Source organism: Bacillus litorisediminis, from assembly GCF_022808645.1.
GTDB classification, from domain to species: domain Bacteria; phylum Bacillota; class Bacilli; order Bacillales; family JC228; genus Bacillus_BF; species Bacillus_BF litorisediminis.
The window spans coordinates 120,218-136,827 of sequence record NZ_JAKZKT010000004.1 but is presented as its reverse complement, the minus strand read 5'-3'; the positions used below and the strand labels follow the sequence as shown (position 1 = coordinate 136,827).

Here is a 16,610-nt window from a genome sequence, read left to right as displayed (position 1 = left end):
GGGAAAAATAAAATCTGGCAAATAAAAGAAACTACTATCTGGCTGCTGCGGATTCTACCCACTCCTGCATGGTTTTATAGTGTTTTTGATATTGTTTGAGCATAATCTTTACTTGCCATGCCTTTCCTACAAGAACAACCCCTTTATCATGAACATAACATTTCATTCCCATCGCCTCCAAAAGCATTATGGTAAAATGTATGTGAATTTAAACATGAAATAGAACCAGTAAGAATGATTGAAACGGATGACTAAAAACAAGGAGTTGCGACATGTCTGAAAAATTTAATGAAAAAACAATCCATAGGGATGAAATTTTTAGAGGTAGAATCATTACCTTACAAGTAGATGAAGTAGAACTGCCAAACGGAAAAACTAGTAAAAGGGAATTAATCAGACACCCGGGAGCGGTGGCTGTTATCCCAATTTTAGAAAATGGAAAGATTTTAATGGTGGAGCAATTTAGAAAACCGCTTGAACGAACTATTGTTGAAATTCCTGCTGGAAAACTAGAGCCCAATGAAGAGCCAGAATTGACCGCGAAAAGGGAGCTTGAAGAGGAAACTGGGTATCAGTGTGAAAGCCTTGAACACTTAATCTCTTTTTATACATCACCTGGCTTTGCCGATGAACTGATTCATGTATATGTAGCCACGGGTTTGTCCAAGGCGGAGAATCCATTACCTGCAGATGAAGACGAATTTGTCAATATACTAGAGGTTAGCTTATCAGAAGCGGAACAAATGATTGAGTCAAAACAGATTTATGATGCGAAAACTGCTTATGCCATTCTTTATTTGAAGCTAAAGGAGCTTATGAAAAAATGAGATCTTTTTTTGCTGATCTCCATATTCATATAGGACGAACAAGCCGGAATCAGGCTGTCAAAATCACAGCTTCTGATAACCTCACATTAGTATCAATCCTAGACTATGCCAAGCAAGAGAAGGGATTAGATGTGGTAGGTATCATTGACTGTCATTCTCCTGGTGTATTGGAAGATATCCAATTTGCCATTCAGCAAGGTAAATTGGAGGAGCACAAGGATGGCGGGTTGGTTACGAGTGATTCGCTTCTTCTCATAATGGGGGCAGAGGTAGAGATTTATGATGAGTTCTCAAGTGGCCCGATCCATATCCTATGTTTTTTCCCGTATGTAGACAAAATGGCGAAGTTTTCAAAATGGCTCCAAAAAAGGGTGACCAACATTCATTTAAGTTCACAGCGAGCCTACGCAAGCGGAAAAGAATTGCAAGAAATCGTCAAGGAACTGGATGGCCTTTTTATCCCGGCCCATATTTTTACCCCATTTAAAAGTCTTTTTGGAAAAGGGGTTCATAAAAGTCTGACTGAGGTATTGGATCCTGAAAAGATTGATGCCGTTGAATTGGGGCTGAGCTCAAATACGGAAATGGCATATCAAATAGAAGAAATCCGAAAATACCCGTTTTTAACAAATTCGGATGCACATTCATTACAAAAAATGGGAAGAGAATATCAAAAATTGCAGATGGAGGAACTAAGCTATAAAGAGCTTGTTCTTGCTATTAAAGGTTTGGAAGGACGGTTTATTGAAGCCAATTATGGATTAGACCCCCGCATTGGAAAATATCATCAGACTGTTTGTGCGAATTGTTTTCAGCAGGTTACTTCCATTGAGGAGCCTTGTCCGTATTGCGGGCACAAACGGATTGTGAAAGGTGTTAAGGAGCGGATTGAGGAATTAAGAAGCACAGAAAAAGTAAATGAGATTAGAAAACCGCCTTACTTCCATCAGGTTCCTCTGGAAAACTTGCCCGGAATCGGGCCAAAACTATTGAAAAAGCTCATTTCTGCATTTGGAAATGAAATGAACGTGTTACACTTTGCAACGGAAGAAGATTTACGAAAAGTCGCTGGCGAAAAGGTCACAACCTTTATTTTAGCAGCCCGGTATGGCACATTGACTCTCGAAACTGGCGGTGGCGGCCGCTATGGGAAGGTAACCGAAACGTAACGGGGAAGGATATCTAAAGCAGATATCCTTCTTTTTTTATTGTGTAATTGCAAAGACACAAGTGTCCCTGACTTCACTTTCGTCTGCACTTAATGAATCATTTCGCAGAATTCCCTCTAATGTGAATCCTGCACGCTCGGCCACGGTTCTGCTGCTGTTGTTCCTCGGGTCACAACGAATCTCGATACGCTTGACATCCCATTCTTGAAAGGCGAAGTTCACTAAAGCGTTTACTGTCTCAACCATGTATCCCTTTTTAGTATAACGGGTATCTAGCCAGTAGCCAATTTCTACTTTAGGAATCTTCCAGTTTATTCGGTGAAAACCAGTAGACCCAATGAATTCATTATCTTCTTTACGAAAAATATGGAGCCGGATATCATCTCTTTTAATAAACTCTGCCAGAGCTCTTCTGACACTATCTTCAGCATCTTCAAGCGAAGGAACCGCATGTGCAAAAGGAAGCCAAGGCTTCAATTCATTGAGAGAGGCAGCTATTGCTTGTTGGACCTTTTCTCCGTCTCCCGGCTGAGGAGGGCGGATATAAAGCCGTTGAGTTTCAATTTTTTCGGGAAACGAAATCAATGTTTGTTTCATTTTCAGCGCCTCCATTTTTACTAGATTTCTAGCTATTTTACTGAAATTGGCACAATCTAGCAACTCTATTTTTTTTTGATACATGGAATACTTAACTAGATTTGCTCATACGATTAAGTAAGTGTTTAAGAGGAGGCCATATATAAAATGAAGATGAAAAAACGATTTAGCCGTAAGATGCAGCAAACCACTCTTGCTTTTCATTTAAAGCAGCATTCCTCTATTTATTTGTTTGTAACGATATTATTTTTAATGGGAATCGTATTTGGAGCCATCGTAGTTAATAGTCTTTCTTTTTCCCAGAAGGAAGATCTCTTCTATTATTTAAACCAATTTTTCGGGACCGTGATAGAAGGGGAGACAGCAAATGGCCGAGAGATGTTTTTTCAAAGTCTTTTCCATAATGCCAAGCTTATTCTATTTATTTTTATATTAGGTGTGTCTATAATAGGGGTTCCTATTATTCTGATTATCCTGTTTATGAAAGGAGTAGTGATTGGGTTTACAGTCGGATTTTTAGTGTATAAGCTGAACTGGGAAGGTTTTTTTCTTTCATTCGTTTCCGTATTGCCGCAAAACTTAATCACCGTTCCCGTCTTAATCATGATGGCGGTCATGGCGATCACGCTGTCATTTAAACTTGTGAAAAGGCAGTTTGTTCAAATCCATCAGCCCATCGCACCGCTATTTTCATCATATATTCTTACATTTGTGGCTGCATTGTGTTTATTGGTAGGTGCAGCTGCAACCGAGGCATTTATTTCGCCATTTTTCATGGAAAGATTAGTTGATAATATATATTAAATAATAATTAATATCATCTAATAATAAATTTTTTATACAGATTAGAATAATTCTCTTTTGCATCTTCCAAACCTTTTGATATAATATAGTAGACATGGGCGAGGGAGGTTCAAGTGATGGAAAGCAGAATTGAGAGAATAAAAGAGCAGCTTCATTCTGCCAGCTATAAACTTACGCCACAACGGGAAGTAACGGTAAGAGTGCTGTTAGAGAATGAAGAGGATCATTTGAGTGCAGAAGATGTGTACCTCCTCGTAAAAGAGAAATACCCTGAAATAGGTCTGGCAACCGTGTATAGGACACTTGAATTGCTAACCGAGCTAAAGATTGTCGACAAAATTAATTTTGGTGACGGGGTATCCAGATATGACCTGAGACGAGAAGGAGCCACTCATTTTCATCATCACCTCGTATGTATCGAATGCGGATCTGTTGATGAAATCCAGGAGGACCTCCTCGAAGACGTGGAAAAAATTGTGGAACGCGACTTTAATTTTAAAATAAAAGATCATCGTTTAACCTTTCATGGAATTTGCCACAGATGCCATAAAGAAGAATCATAGGCTACATAAAACCTTTTTTCGGATACGGAAAAGGGTTTTTTTGCGTTTCAAGGCCAATATATATTCGATTTTCGCTTTCCAAATTAGATGGTAACCTTCCAGCTGCAGCAAGAATCAAAAATAAAATAAGGCTCTTCCCACAATTCATCCCCTCCAGACGTATATTTTCATCCTCTATTGGCATAGGTTGTTATTAATAGAGTTCTGCCTTACCGCGATCTTAAACTCTGTGTTTCTGGAGGACAAGCTAATGAAAAAATGGATCAGGCTCGTTTTGAATACATTAAAGGTTTTTCTGCTATTCACATTATGCACGATTTTATTTTACTATGGTATGATATGGGTACATCAGGAATATCAAAACTATCAAAAGTATGATGAACCGGATGGTGCAGCAGTTAAGGTTTTTGAAACAAAAGATGATCCGGTCATGTTGAGCGGATATGAACGAATTATATACTTTTTTTTACATGGGGAGTAATCAGGTTGAAATACTTAGTTGCGGATTTTATCCATTTTTTAAGGGTTGAAAAAGGGCTATCCAATAATACCATCACATCGTACCATCGGGATTTACGGGCTTACACCCAATATCTGCAAACCATAGAAAAGATGGATTCGCTTAAGGATGTATCAAGACCAATCATAATGAAATTTTTGGCACATTTAAAGGATTCAGGTAAATCTTCGAAAACGATTGCCAGACATATTTCTTCAATCCGCTCTTTCCACCAATTTTTATTGCGGGAAAAGCAGCTAGATCATGACCCGACTGTACATATTGATTTGCCTAAACAAGAAAAAACACTGCCAAAGGTATTAAATTTAGACGAGGTCGAAGCATTGCTAAGTGCGTCTTACAAGGGTGACTCTTTTTCCTTAAGGGATAGAGCTATGCTTGAAGTGTTGTATGCAACCGGACTTCGGGTCAGTGAGCTGATTGGATTGAACATTGGGGATGTGCATACGATGCTAGGGTTTGTCCGATGTATCGGAAAAGGGAATAAGGAACGGATTGTACCGCTTGGTTCTAAAGCAAAAGAAGCATTGGAAGAGTATTTGGAAAAGGGGCGACCAAAACTTGTTAATCGTAAAAATAGGTCAGAAGCGCTCTTTTTAAATCATCATGGAAATCGTTTGACAAGGCAGGGTTTTTGGAAAATTTTAAAACAAATTGCTTCTTCCGCTGGAATTGAAAAAACTATTACGCCCCATACATTGCGGCATTCGTTTGCCACTCATTTGTTAGAGAATGGGGCTGACTTGCGGGCTGTCCAGGAAATGCTCGGCCATGCTGATATTTCAACAACACAAATCTATACGCACGTCTCAAAAGCGAGATTAAAGGATGTTTACAAACAATTTCATCCCCGTGCTTAGGTTCAGGCTCTCCTTCAAAGAGCCTTTTTTAACGGAATACAGCAGGACTTTCTTCCTAAATCCAAACTTTGATAAAATCAATATGCTATCATGATTCACATTTTTCGGGGTAATTTAAACGTAAGACTGTAATAGGAGGAACACAGAGTGAGTTATACATATAAAAGGGTTTTTCTGATTGTGATGGATTCAGTAGGGATTGGTGAGGCTCCGGATGCTAAAGAATTTGGCGATAAGGGGGCTGACACCTTAGGGCATATTGCAGAGCATATGGGCGGCTTGCATATGCCGAATATGGCTAAGCTTGGTCTGAGTAATATTAGGGAAATTAAAGGAATAGAAAGAGCGGAAAAACCATTGGCCAACTATGGAATTATGCAGGAAGCGTCTGTAGGCAAGGATACGATGACTGGCCACTGGGAAATTATGGGTTTACATATTCATAAACCGTTTAAAGTGTTCCAAGAAGGATTTCCAGAAGACTTAGTCAAACAATTAGAAGAAAAAACAGGACGAAGCGTAATTGGAAATAAACCAGCGAGCGGAACGGCCATCATTGATGAGCTTGGGAAAGAGCATATGGATACAGGTGCGATGATTGTTTATACTTCGGCCGATTCAGTTCTGCAAATCGCTGCTCACGAAGAGATTATTCCATTGGATGAATTATATAAAATCTGTGAAATCGCTCGACAATTAACCTTAGATGAACCTTATATGATAGGCCGTGTCATTGCTAGACCGTTTATTGGCACTCCGGGTAATTTCAAGAGAACTGCAAATCGTCATGACTATGCATTGAAGCCATTTGACCGGACCGTTATGAATGAATTAAAAGACGCTGATTATGATGTTTTAGCGATTGGAAAGATATCTGATATTTACGATGGTGAAGGGGTTACCCAATCATTCCGTACCACCTCTAACATGCATGGTATGGACGAACTGTTAAAGACAATGGATATGGATTTTATCGGTTTAAGCTTTCTAAATTTAGTTGATTTTGATGCTTTGTATGGACATCGCCGGGATCCGCAAGGGTATGGGGAGGCACTCCAAGAATTTGATCAGCGCTTGCCAGAGGTTTTAGAAAAAATGAAACAAGATGATTTGTTAATCATTACGGCTGATCACGGGAACGATCCGGTTCATCATGGAACCGATCATACCAGGGAGTATGTCCCATTGCTCGTCTATTCGCCATCACTTCAAGGAAACAATCCATTGCCTCTGCGGGAAACCTTTGCAGATCTTGGTGCAAGTGTTGCGGAAAACTTTAATGTAACGATGCCGAAACATGGGAAGAGCTTCTTAAAAGAATTAAAATAAAGGAATGAATAGATATGAGAATGGTGGATTTGATTCAAAAAAAGCGGGACGGAGCCGAACTAACTACGGAAGAAATTAAATTTATCATCCAAGGTTTCACAAACGATGAAATCCCGGATTACCAGATGAGTGCCTTTTGTATGGCTGTCTTTTTTAAAGGAATGACTGATAAAGAATGTGCTGATTTAACGATGGCAATGGTAGAATCAGGGGACCAGATTGATCTCTCAGCGATAGAAGGGATCAAAGTTGATAAACATTCAACTGGAGGAGTAGGTGATACGACTACGTTAGTATTAGGTCCGCTTGTTGCCACATTAGGCGTGCCTGTTGCAAAAATGAGCGGAAGAGGTTTAGGGCATACTGGAGGAACGATTGATAAGCTGGAATCTGTGCCTGGATTCCATGTTGAGATTGAGAATGAGGAATTTGTCCGTTTAGTGAATCAAAACAAATTAGCCGTAATCGGACAAAGCGGGAACCTAACCCCAGCTGATAAAAAACTATATTCCTTAAGGGATGTAACTGCAACAGTCAATAGTATTCCGCTGATAGCAAGCTCTATTATGAGCAAAAAGATTGCTGCGGGAGCCGATGCAATTGTCTTAGACGTCAAAACTGGAGCGGGAGCTTTTATGAAATCTCTGGAGGATTCTCTTTCTCTGGCAAAAGCCATGGTTAAAATCGGGAATCAGATTGGACGTAAAACGATGGCTGTTATTTCCGATATGAGTCAGCCGCTTGGGTATGCGATTGGCAATGCCCTTGAAGTAAAGGAGGCCATTGATACGCTGAGAGGGGAAGGTCCTGAAGATTTAACAGAGTTGTGTTTAACTCTCGGAAGTTATATGGTATTCCTCGGAGGAAAGGCGGATAGTTTAGAGGAAGCAAAAGAAAAGCTGAAAGAGGTATTAAAAACCGGTGCCGCGTTAGATACATTTAAGACATTTTTGCAGGCTCAAGGCGGAGATCCGTCGGTGGTGGATGATACGTTAAAGCTTCCTCAGGCTTCCTTTGCTTTTGAGCTTGAAGCTAAAGAAGATGGGTTTGTGGAAGAGCTAGTAGCAGATTCCATCGGAACAGCAGCGATGTGGCTAGGGGCTGGCCGTGCAACCAAGGAATCTTCAATTGACTTGGCCGTAGGTCTGTTACTCCGAAAAAAAATCGGTGATTCTGTAAAGAAAGGCGAGTCACTCGTAACGATTTACAGCAACACTGAAAATGTGGATCATGTAAAAGCAAAGTTATACGAAAGCATTCGAATCTCCAAAACAGATATTGCAAAACCAAAGCTTATTTACGGGGAAGTTAAAGATTAAGCATGGAAAAGGTACTGCTAGTGGAGCAGTACCTTTTTTATGTTATATTGATTTGATTAGAGTTCGGAAAAGAGTGTGCTGAGTTCGGAAAAACAAGTGAGTTCCGATATCCTTGTTCAGGACTGAAAAAAAACACAGTAAAAAATCATTAGCACCATCAACGTTTGACGATGCCCTCTCTTTATCCATTCACCTAACATTCTCCCGTATATACCGTATTAGCTGTTCCTTTAATCCTGGATTTTTCAAGGCAAAATCAATCGTAGCTTTTAAAAAGCCAAACTTATCGCCGACATCATATCTTTTTCCTTGAATCAGATAAGAGTGAACAGGCTCAATTTCAACCAATCGGTCAATCGCTTCAGTTAACTGAATTTCTCCGTTTCGGTCAGGTTTCACCCATTCAATTTGCTCAAAAACCGCTGGAGTTAAAATATAGCGCCCGACAATTGCGAGGGTTGAAGGAGCCTCTTCAACAGAAGGTTTTTCAATTAAATTTAAAACACCGTAGAGATCTCCAATCTTATGAGAATACTGAACTATTCCGTACTTTGACACATCGTGTCGAGGAACATCCTCGCAGCCGAGAATTGATTTTCCCGCTATTTCAAATTGCTGAATCATTTGTTTTAATGCCGGTACGTCGCTGTCGATAATATCGTCGCCCAGTAACACCGCAAATGGTTCATCCCCTATAAATTTTCTTGCACAAAAGACGGCGTCACCCAGTCCAAGCGGCTCTTTTTGCCGGACATAATGAATTTGAGCTAAATTGGATATTTGTTTTACCATCTCATAAACCTCATGTTTAGAGGTTTTTTGCAGAATAAGCTCAAGCTCAACTGATTTATCAAAATGGTCTTCAATGGCCCGTTTATTTCTCCCTGTTACGATAATGATATCTTCAATCCCTGAAGCTACGGCTTCCTCGATTATGTATTGAATCGCAGGCTTATCGACAATAGGCAGCATTTCTTTAGGCTGTGCTTTTGTGGCAGGTAAAAATCTGGTGCCAAGGCCCGCAGCAGGAATAACGGCTTTTTTTATCATAATCTCCCCCCGTTCTGATATCACTCGTTCTCGGATCTCTTTTTAAAACGAATTACTGCATCTTTTTCATATAGTCATAGTTTCATATCGATTTATGTGTATGCACAGAAGCTTGCCCTTATCCCGAACATCCTACTTTCTAGAAATAATTAAAAAAGATGGAGAAAAAGGAATAGAACTTTCATTATGGTAAAACATAGGGTTGTGTCCCGTTTGTAAAGATTCTTTTAGAGGTGTAAACAGTGGTTTTAACTAATCCTAACTATGAACGAAAACTGATTCTCCTCTCGTTCGTCATTATTCTTCTGTATTTATCCCCCTTATTTATTTTAGGAGAAAACGCACACATTCGAGTTCATGATAATTTGGATTCTAATATAGCCTGGTACAAGGTGCTGATTAACAGCGGAGAAATATTTGGCAGCATTAATGCAACAATCCCCCAGGTAATTAATGGGCTACCGCGGAATGCGCTTGCCTCAGAATTTTCCGGGATTGTTTGGCTTTATGCATTTTTCCCAACGATGGTGGCGTATGGACTTAGTCAGGCTATAACAAGATTTATCGCATTTTGGGGAATGTACCTGCTTTTAAAAAAACATTTTTTGAAAAAAGAGGAATGGGCTCTTATCAGAGTAGGCGTTGCTTTGACATTTGCCCTGACCCCATTTTGGCCATCAGGAATGTTAAGTACCTTAGGGATGCCCCTGGCATTATGGGCATTTTTAAATATTCGAAACAACGAGTATTCCTGGAAAAACATTGCCGTCCTTTTATTGCTTCCGTTTTACTCCAGCTTTGTATTAGGCTTTTTCTTTTTCTTAACAGCGATGGGGCTCTTATGGGGATGGGACGTAATCAGGGGTAAAGGGTGGAATTGGCAGTTCTTTTTTTCAATTGTTCTTATGACGATGATGTTTCTTTTAGTTGAGTATCGTCTTGTAGCATCCTTTCTATTTTCGACTGAACCAAACAGTAGAGACGAATATTTTCATGCAAGGCTGCCTCTTTGGAGAGTCATCCGTCTCACTTTTAAAAATTTCATTTTAGGTCACAACCATGTGATGACCGTACATGGATTATTTATCTTACCTGTAATCCTAATGGCACTGATTCTTGTCTTCTATAAAAGATTGTGGCGTCAGGAGAAACCATTTTTGTACTTATTTATGATCAATTTTGCTCTATCAGCCTGGTATGCTTTTTGGTTTTATAAGGGATGGCTCCCACTGACAGAACGGTTTCATTTTTTGGATACCTTTAACTTTGCAAGATTTCATTTTCTCAGGCCACTTATTATTTATGTAAGCTTTGCTATCGCATTAAAGATTCTTTGGCAAGAAAAAGTATTTAATAGAGGCATGGTGGCAGCTATTATATGCCTTCAGCTCGTTGTATTGGGAATGTTTAATGATGAGATTGTTTACCATAAAAAACCATCCGTAAAAGAATTTTATGCAACTGAATTATTTAACGATATTAAAGAATTTATCGGTCTGCCACCTGAAACATACCGGGTCGCCAGTATCGGCATTCATCCAGCCATCGCTCAGTATAATGGGTTTTATACATTAGATACGTACAATAATTTCTATCCCCTCTCATATAAATATCAATTTAGGAAAATAATCGCAGAGGAATTAGCTAAAAATAAAACCATAAAGGAATATTTTGACGAATGGGGAGGACGCTGTTATCTGTTTACAGATGAGTTAGGTAAACACTATATGTTTAAGAAAAACTCAAAAGCTAAACTGACCAATCTGCAATTGGACATGACAGCGTTTCAAGGATTGGGAGGATCCTTTATTTTCTCTAGCATTCCGATATTAAATGCAGCTGATAATCATCTTGTTTTAGAACAAACTTTTACATCAAAAGAAAGCGCATGGAAGATTTATCTGTACCGGGTAATGGAAACGTAAAGCAGTGACAGCTTTGGGAGGAATAAAAGCATTATGACTGAACCTGTACTAACGATTGTAGTCCCATGTTATAACGAAGAAGCAGTTTTGAAAGACACGATAAGCCAACTTCAGGATTTATTGGTGAAAATGATCGAAGACTCCATAGTTGATGAGAATAGCAAAATTTTATTTGTTGATGATGGCAGCAAAGACAAGACGTGGTCCATTATTGAAAAAGCAAGCTTACAATTCAATTATGTTAGAGGCTTAAAATTATCACGAAATGTAGGGCATCAGAATGCTTTATTAGCGGGTCTATTTTCTGCAAAAGATGTGTCCGATTGTGTGATCTCGATTGATGCCGATCTTCAGGATGATATTTCAGTTATTCCGTTATTTATCGAAAAATTTATCGAAGGGAATGAAATTGTGTATGGCGTCCGCAATCGTCGTGATTCGGATACCTTCTTTAAAAGAAAATCAGCAGAACTGTTTTATTCGGTCATGAAAAAAATGGGAGTAGATCTTATTTTTAATCACGCGGACTTTCGATTAATGAGTAAAAGGGCAATAGAAGAACTTGAGCGTTTTGACGAAGCAAATCTTTTCTTGCGTGGAATCATTCCGCTCATTGGCTTTCCATCAGCTGTTGTTCATTATGATCGAAAAAAAAGGATGGCTGGCGAGACAAAATATCCGTTAAAGAAGATGATCGCTTTTGCTTTTGATGGAATTTCTTCATTCTCCGTTACACCAATTCGACTTGTTTTATTTATCGGAATGGTTTCGTTTTTTGTAAGTTTATTATTTGGTGCGTATTTCTTATTTTTAAAATTTACCGGACATACAGCTACTGGATGGACGTCTCTAATTACATCAATTTGGCTGATCGGCGGTTTACAGCTTATAGCAATAGGGCTGGTTGGGGAGTACATTGGAAAAGTATATAAGGAAACGAAGCGCAGGCCGAAATTTATTGTGGAGTATGATTCATTTGCTATTCAGAAAACGATTAGCGCGAGGCAACTTCAAATGAAAGAGGATGAGCTATATTCGATTGTATCTAGTAAAATACCTGAATCGAACTAATTCTTTTATTCGATTTCTTCTGGTAGGAATCGCTAATACAATTGTAGGGTTTTCAGTGATTATGCTATTGCTGAATGGATTGGGATTATCGTACTGGGTTTCAACTTTTATCGGTAATAGTGTTGGTGCAGCAGTTAGCTTCTTTTTGAATCGGGGTTTTACTTTTCAATCCGATATAACGTATCGGAGAGGAATACCCAGGTTTGTCTTTATCATTTTTGTCAGTTATTTGCTCTCTTACTCCTTAAGTCAGGAAATTGCCAGCCAGATGCACTCAACCCTCCTGCTTCCCGTTTCTAAAGAAAATCTCGCGGTTTTATTAGGGATGGGTTTATATACGATCATCAATTATTTCGGGCAAAAATATCTTGTCTTTGTGAAAACCTCTTCACCTATGTCGTGAAGAGGTTTTATCGTATGACTGTTTATTTAAATTTAGGAAAATCCTGTATAAAAAAAGATTGTCTGGAAAAAATGGAAACTGAGTATTTCTAAGGAAAAGACAACTCTACTTTTAATTGGAGGGATACAATGAGACGTTCGTTATCTTGTGTAATAGGCATCCTGTTAATTTTTAGTTCGTTATCAACTCCAGCATTAGCCAATCAAAAAAGCGAAGAGACGCTTGCTTTGGCCGAAAATGCAAAGTCAGCGATATTAATTGAAAGAGACACGGGAACTATACTTTATCAAAAAAATCCTGACGAGAAATTGCCTCCAGCTAGTATGACTAAAATCATGACCATGTTATTAATCATGGAAGCGTTGGATAGCGGGAAGATCTCATTGGATGAAAAGGTTCGCACTAGTGAACATGCTGCTTCCATGGGAGGATCGCAAATTTTCCTGGAGCCAGGGGAAGAGATGACCGTCAAAGAGATGCTTCAAGGAATTGCAATCGGATCGGGGAATGATGCATCCGTTGCAATGGCAGAGCATATAGCAGGGTCCGAGGAAGAATTTGTAGAGATGATGAATGAAAAGGCAAAAGAACTTGGTTTGAAAAATACCAATTTCGTCAATACAACAGGATTGCCTGCCCAAGATCATTTTTCCACTGCCCGGGACATGGCTGTCATGGCTAAAGAGCTTTTAAAATATGAACAAATTACTGAATTCACGGGCATGTATGAAGCCTATTTAAGAGAAAATACAGATAAAAAGTTTTGGCTTGTCAATACAAACCGTCTTGTTAAATTTTACGATGGTGTGGATGGTTTAAAAACTGGTTATACCAATGAAGCCAAATATTGTTTAACGGCAACGGCAAAAAGAGATGGAATGAGGGTCATTGCGGTAGTATTTGGTGCACCAACGCCTAAGGACCGGAATGCGCAAATTTCAAAAATGCTTGATTACGCCTTCGCCAAGTATAAGACACATAGAATGTATGAAAAAGACGCAGTGATAGCTAAAGCTACCGTTTCAAAAGGTGAAAATAATAAAGTAGAAGTTGTAACAAGTGAAAGCATCTCCCTGTTAACCAGAAAGGGAGAAAAAGTAGATGATGTTGAAAAGAGAATCGAAATCAATGATAAGATTAGGGCTCCGCTGCAAAAGGGAGACGAGGTTGGGACCTTATCACTTGTAAAGAATGGAAAGGTATTAGTTGAAAGTCCATTGGTTGTAAAGGATTCAGTTGAAAAAGCAAGCTGGTGGACGCTATATAAACGGACATTTGGCCATTTTGCAAAAGCAAACTGATGTCATATTTTTGGATATTTCTTCGAATGAACACTAGTTTTGTCTCCTTGCAGGAGAATAATTAAAAAATGACGAAAGACTTTCTATACCTTCAAGAAGGAGGCAATTTATAGTGAGTCTTTCGATTAATTTAGAAGTTGTACAAGAAGTCTTATGTGTTCGCTTGAGTGGTGAATTGGATCATCATACGGCTGAACAGCTTAGAGAGGAGACTACAAGAGCTATTGAAAAGTATGGGATCCGCCATATCGTCCTTAATCTCCAAGAGCTTACCTTCATGGACAGTTCAGGACTCGGAGTGATTCTGGGACGGTACAAACAAATAAAACAAATGCACGGCGAAATGGTTGTATGCGCCATCTCCCCAGCTGTAAAACGATTGTTTGATATGTCCGGTTTATTTAAAATAATTAGACAAGAGACCAATGAAGCTCTTGCTTTAGAAAAACTGGGGGTGGCGTAACTTGAAAAATGAAATGCATATTCAATTTAGTGCTCTAAGTCAAAACGAATCATTTGCACGGGTGACAGTCGCTTCATTTATTGCGCAGTTAGATCCTACTTTGGATGAACTGACGGAAATTAAGACTGTCGTGTCTGAGGCTGTTACAAATGCAATCATTCATGGGTATGAAAATATCCCGGATGGAATGGTCTATATTTCTGTAACAATCGAGGATGGAGCCTGTGAGATTATGATTCGTGATGAGGGGGTCGGAATCTCAGACATCAATGAAGCGAGACAGCCATTGTTTACGACCAAGCCTGAGCTTGAGCGTTCTGGTATGGGCTTTACCATTATGGAAAATTTTATGGATGAAGTAGAGGTAGAGTCAGGACCAGGAGAAGGGACGACCATTCGCATGAAAAAGCAATTTGCTAAAAGCAAAGCGCTGTGCAATTAAGGAGTCTTGCTTATGGATGTTGAGGTAAAGATTGACACAACCCAAAGCTATTTAAAAGACCATGAAGTAAAAGATTTAATCGTAAGAGCGCAAAAAGGTGAACAAGAGGCAAAAGATACGATTGTACAGAAAAATATGCGGCTAGTATGGTCAGTTGTTCAACGTTTCTTGAATCGCGGCTATGAACCAGATGATCTTTTCCAAATTGGTTGTATTGGCCTGTTAAAATCTGTAGACAAATTTGACCTAAGCTATGATGTGAAATTTTCAACGTATGCTGTTCCTATGATAATCGGGGAAATTCAGCGATTTATCCGTGATGATGGAACTGTTAAGGTGAGTCGATCTTTAAAAGAACTAGGGAATAAAATCAGACGTGCCAAAGATGAACTTTCGAAATTAAATGGAAGAGTTCCAACAGTAAGTGAAATTGCTGAGCACTTAGAGATATCCGTTGAGGAAATAATTATGGCACAGGAAGCAAGCAGATCCCCATCATCCATCCATGAAACAGTCTATGAAAATGATGGAGATCCTATCACTCTTCTCGATCAAATTGCTGATCAGGAAGAGAATTTATGGTTTGATAAATTAGCATTAAAAGAAGCCATTCGCGATTTAGATGATAGAGAACGGTTGATTGTGTATTTACGATACTTTAAAGATCAAACGCAGTCAGAGGTTGCTGCGAGATTAGGAATCTCCCAAGTGCAGGTTTCCCGGCTTGAAAAGAAAATATTACAGCAAATGAAGGACCGAATGAACGATTAAATCAGTTCATTCGGTTCTTTTATTTTACCCAAACCTGGATTCGCATTTGTCATGAACATAAACGGGTTACTAATTATTGGACATCATGAAAAACGTGCGACGATCCATACTACCAATAGAGGGAAACTTTTTTCGAGGAAGTGTGTCGGATGGAAAATTCGATTTATATTCGCTTAAGACATCGCCTGCAAGTACGTCCCAATGAACGGGTTATAGTAGGAGATGTAGCACAAGTCATTGCCCCTGAAGAACTTCTCGAGCAGATAAAAAAACTTGTGGTATATCAGGTCAAAAGAGAGGACAACAATATTGTCATTATTGATGTAATGCAGGTTATTAAAAAGATTCTCCAAGAGTTCCCGCAAATTGATGTACAGGCAATTGGGCCAACGCAAACAATCGTAGAAATCATTTTTCGCAAAAAAAGGGTTTCTAAAATCCTTTTTATTTTAGTCTGGTTCCTATTATTTGTCGGTGCAGCCTTAACCATTATGAATTTCCATGAGGATGTCAGCATGCAAATTGTCCAGCAAAAAATCTATACCATGATAACTGGAGAAGAGGTAGAAAAACCCCTTCTTTTTCAAATTCCCTATTCCTTTGGTCTTGGTTTAGGAATGATCCTATTTTTTAACCATGTCTTTAAAAAGAGAATTAATGAAGAACCTAGTCCTCTAGAAGTGGAAATGTTTAATTATCAGCAGGATTTAGATCGATATATATCTTTAAAAGAAAATAAAGAGAGTATGAAAAATATTGATGATGATTAAACTGGCTCTTGTTATTTTTATCGGCTTTGCAGGAGGACTAGCGGTCGGAGCTGGTTTTGTCGCATTTTTAACTGTACTGGGAATCATTCCAAGACTTACGCAATTAACAAAAACAATGAAATACATTCATCATTATGAATGGGCAGTTGTTACTGGTGCTCTAGCTGCTTGCTGGATTGGTCTTCAAGACTTGATTTTTCATATGTTTGAGTTTGTTACGATTCCCCTGGGCCTTGCCAGCGGTATTTTTGTAGGGATGCTGGCAGCAGCCTTGACAGAGGTTTTAAATGTTTTCCCAATTCTCGCGAAACGGATTAACATAGATGAGAAAATCATCATATTATTAATGGCCATTGTTTTGGGGAAAATATCAGGATCACTATTTCATTGGATTATTTTTGTGGATCTGTAACCCTTAATAAAGGA

The 16,610-nt window shown here is 39.0% G+C and carries 20 protein-coding genes; 17 read left to right on the top strand and 3 right to left on the bottom strand.

Annotation, left to right across the window (positions count from 1 at the left end):
• Window positions 1-34: 34 nt before the first annotated feature.
• On the bottom strand, window positions 35-166 hold the full coding sequence (mciZ, locus tag MLE14_RS03470; protein ID WP_243296907.1) for a Z-ring formation inhibitor MciZ: 132 nt from the start codon (window positions 164-166) through the stop codon (window positions 35-37).
• A 106-nt stretch (window positions 167-272) separates the two neighbouring features.
• Between mciZ and MLE14_RS03465 the strand changes: the two genes are divergently transcribed.
• Both MLE14_RS03465 and MLE14_RS03460 read left to right on the top strand, forming a co-directional pair.
• On the top strand, window positions 273-827 hold the full coding sequence (locus MLE14_RS03465) for an NUDIX domain-containing protein (protein WP_243296906.1): 555 nt from the start codon (window positions 273-275) through the stop codon (window positions 825-827).
• Window positions 824-1,996: an endonuclease Q family protein gene (locus MLE14_RS03460; protein WP_243296905.1), complete on the top strand. Its 1,173-nt coding sequence runs from the start codon at window positions 824-826 to the stop codon at window positions 1,994-1,996. The genes MLE14_RS03465 and MLE14_RS03460 overlap by 4 nt, the downstream gene beginning before the upstream one ends.
• A 36-nt stretch (window positions 1,997-2,032) precedes the next feature.
• Here MLE14_RS03460 and MLE14_RS03455 read toward each other — a convergent pair whose 3' ends face one another.
• Complete coding sequence (locus tag MLE14_RS03455) at window positions 2,033-2,593, bottom strand: GNAT family N-acetyltransferase (protein ID WP_243296904.1); 561 nt, start codon at window positions 2,591-2,593, stop codon at window positions 2,033-2,035.
• Window positions 2,594-2,740: 147 nt separating this feature from the next.
• On the opposite strand from MLE14_RS03455, the gene spoIIM reads away from it, so the two are divergent.
• The 6 genes from spoIIM (at window position 2,741) to MLE14_RS03425 (ending at window position 7,988) form a co-directional block, all read left to right on the top strand.
• Window positions 2,741-3,397, top strand: a complete 657-nt coding sequence (gene spoIIM / locus MLE14_RS03450; RefSeq protein WP_313897595.1) for a stage II sporulation protein M — start codon at window positions 2,741-2,743, stop codon at window positions 3,395-3,397.
• A 116-nt stretch (window positions 3,398-3,513) separates the two neighbouring features.
• Window positions 3,514-3,960 carry a ferric iron uptake transcriptional regulator gene (gene fur / locus MLE14_RS03445; protein ID WP_097157469.1) on the top strand — a complete coding sequence of 149 codons (447 nt, stop codon included), beginning with the start codon at window positions 3,514-3,516 and terminating at the stop codon, window positions 3,958-3,960.
• Between the two features lie 250 nt (window positions 3,961-4,210).
• Window positions 4,211-4,441 (top strand): YqzK family protein, encoded by a 231-nt coding sequence (locus tag MLE14_RS03440; protein WP_243296903.1) that lies wholly within the window; start codon window positions 4,211-4,213, stop codon window positions 4,439-4,441.
• Window positions 4,442-4,446: 5 nt separating this feature from the next.
• Window positions 4,447-5,340: a site-specific tyrosine recombinase XerD gene (gene xerD, locus MLE14_RS03435; protein ID WP_243296902.1), complete on the top strand. Its 894-nt coding sequence runs from the start codon at window positions 4,447-4,449 to the stop codon at window positions 5,338-5,340.
• Between the two features lie 147 nt (window positions 5,341-5,487).
• A complete protein-coding gene (gene deoB / locus MLE14_RS03430) occupies window positions 5,488-6,669 on the top strand; it encodes a phosphopentomutase (protein WP_313897594.1) in 1,182 nt (393 codons plus the stop codon).
• Between the two features lie 14 nt (window positions 6,670-6,683).
• Window positions 6,684-7,988, top strand: coding sequence for a pyrimidine-nucleoside phosphorylase (locus MLE14_RS03425; protein ID WP_243296901.1), 1,305 nt, complete (start codon window positions 6,684-6,686; stop codon window positions 7,986-7,988).
• Between the two features lie 189 nt (window positions 7,989-8,177).
• Here the strand turns inward: MLE14_RS03425 and galU are convergent, their stop codons facing one another.
• Window positions 8,178-9,038 (bottom strand): UTP--glucose-1-phosphate uridylyltransferase GalU, encoded by an 861-nt coding sequence (gene galU, locus MLE14_RS03420; protein WP_243296900.1) that lies wholly within the window; start codon window positions 9,036-9,038, stop codon window positions 8,178-8,180.
• Window positions 9,039-9,280: 242 nt separating this feature from the next.
• Here galU and MLE14_RS03415 point away from each other — a divergent pair, with 242 nt between their 5' ends.
• The 9 genes from MLE14_RS03415 to MLE14_RS03375 all read left to right on the top strand — a co-directional run bounded on the left by MLE14_RS03415 (window position 9,281) and on the right by MLE14_RS03375 (window position 16,596).
• Window positions 9,281-10,963 (top strand): DUF6044 family protein, encoded by a 1,683-nt coding sequence (locus MLE14_RS03415; RefSeq protein ID WP_243296899.1) that lies wholly within the window; start codon window positions 9,281-9,283, stop codon window positions 10,961-10,963.
• Window positions 10,964-10,996: 33 nt separating this feature from the next.
• Window positions 10,997-12,034: a glycosyltransferase family 2 protein gene (locus MLE14_RS03410; protein ID WP_243296898.1), complete on the top strand. Its 1,038-nt coding sequence runs from the start codon at window positions 10,997-10,999 to the stop codon at window positions 12,032-12,034.
• A complete protein-coding gene (locus tag MLE14_RS03405) occupies window positions 12,003-12,437 on the top strand; it encodes a GtrA family protein (protein ID WP_243296897.1) in 435 nt (144 codons plus the stop codon). The genes MLE14_RS03410 and MLE14_RS03405 overlap by 32 nt, the downstream gene beginning before the upstream one ends.
• 128 nt (window positions 12,438-12,565) lie before the next feature.
• On the top strand, window positions 12,566-13,738 hold the full coding sequence (locus tag MLE14_RS03400; protein WP_243296896.1) for a D-alanyl-D-alanine carboxypeptidase family protein: 1,173 nt from the start codon (window positions 12,566-12,568) through the stop codon (window positions 13,736-13,738).
• Between the two features lie 112 nt (window positions 13,739-13,850).
• The gene (gene spoIIAA / locus MLE14_RS03395; protein WP_097157479.1) at window positions 13,851-14,201 is read left to right on the top strand and encodes an anti-sigma F factor antagonist; all 351 of its coding nucleotides are present in this window, start codon (window positions 13,851-13,853) and stop codon (window positions 14,199-14,201) included.
• Window position 14,202: 1 nt separating this feature from the next.
• A complete protein-coding gene (gene spoIIAB, locus MLE14_RS03390; RefSeq protein WP_243296895.1) occupies window positions 14,203-14,643 on the top strand; it encodes an anti-sigma F factor in 441 nt (146 codons plus the stop codon).
• Between the two features lie 12 nt (window positions 14,644-14,655).
• Window positions 14,656-15,414 (top strand): RNA polymerase sporulation sigma factor SigF, encoded by a 759-nt coding sequence (gene sigF / locus MLE14_RS03385; protein WP_243296894.1) that lies wholly within the window; start codon window positions 14,656-14,658, stop codon window positions 15,412-15,414.
• Window positions 15,415-15,563: 149 nt separating this feature from the next.
• Window positions 15,564-16,184, top strand: coding sequence for a stage V sporulation protein AA (locus MLE14_RS03380; protein ID WP_243296893.1), 621 nt, complete (start codon window positions 15,564-15,566; stop codon window positions 16,182-16,184).
• Window positions 16,174-16,596, top strand: coding sequence for a stage V sporulation protein AB (locus MLE14_RS03375; RefSeq protein ID WP_243296892.1), 423 nt, complete (start codon window positions 16,174-16,176; stop codon window positions 16,594-16,596). Before MLE14_RS03380 ends, MLE14_RS03375 begins: the two co-directional genes overlap by 11 nt.
• The last annotated feature ends 14 nt before the right edge of the window (window positions 16,597-16,610 follow it).

What these genes read in the sequence shown, in the direction of transcription:
- MLE14_RS03460 (WP_243296905.1), top strand. Translation starts at nt 824, where the DNA reads ATGAGATCTTTTTTTGCTGATCTCCATATTCATATAGGACGAACAAGC.
- MLE14_RS03400 (WP_243296896.1), top strand. Translation starts at nt 12,566, where the DNA reads ATGAGACGTTCGTTATCTTGTGTAATAGGCATCCTGTTAATTTTTAGT.
- spoIIM (WP_313897595.1), top strand. Translation starts at nt 2,741, where the DNA reads ATGAAGATGAAAAAACGATTTAGCCGTAAGATGCAGCAAACCACTCTT.
- MLE14_RS03375 (WP_243296892.1), top strand. Translation starts at nt 16,174, where the DNA reads ATGATGATTAAACTGGCTCTTGTTATTTTTATCGGCTTTGCAGGAGGA.
- sigF (WP_243296894.1), top strand. Translation starts at nt 14,656, where the DNA reads ATGGATGTTGAGGTAAAGATTGACACAACCCAAAGCTATTTAAAAGAC.
- MLE14_RS03440 (WP_243296903.1), top strand. Translation starts at nt 4,211, where the DNA reads ATGAAAAAATGGATCAGGCTCGTTTTGAATACATTAAAGGTTTTTCTG.
- MLE14_RS03410 (WP_243296898.1), top strand. Translation starts at nt 10,997, where the DNA reads ATGACTGAACCTGTACTAACGATTGTAGTCCCATGTTATAACGAAGAA.
- MLE14_RS03380 (WP_243296893.1), top strand. Translation starts at nt 15,564, where the DNA reads ATGGAAAATTCGATTTATATTCGCTTAAGACATCGCCTGCAAGTACGT.
- galU (WP_243296900.1), bottom strand. Translation starts at nt 9,038, where the DNA reads ATGATAAAAAAAGCCGTTATTCCTGCTGCGGGCCTTGGCACCAGATTT.
- fur (WP_097157469.1), top strand. Translation starts at nt 3,514, where the DNA reads ATGGAAAGCAGAATTGAGAGAATAAAAGAGCAGCTTCATTCTGCCAGC.
- MLE14_RS03465 (WP_243296906.1), top strand. Translation starts at nt 273, where the DNA reads ATGTCTGAAAAATTTAATGAAAAAACAATCCATAGGGATGAAATTTTT.
- MLE14_RS03455 (WP_243296904.1), bottom strand. Translation starts at nt 2,593, where the DNA reads ATGAAACAAACATTGATTTCGTTTCCCGAAAAAATTGAAACTCAACGG.
- mciZ (WP_243296907.1), bottom strand. Translation starts at nt 166, where the DNA reads ATGAAATGTTATGTTCATGATAAAGGGGTTGTTCTTGTAGGAAAGGCA.
- MLE14_RS03425 (WP_243296901.1), top strand. Translation starts at nt 6,684, where the DNA reads ATGAGAATGGTGGATTTGATTCAAAAAAAGCGGGACGGAGCCGAACTA.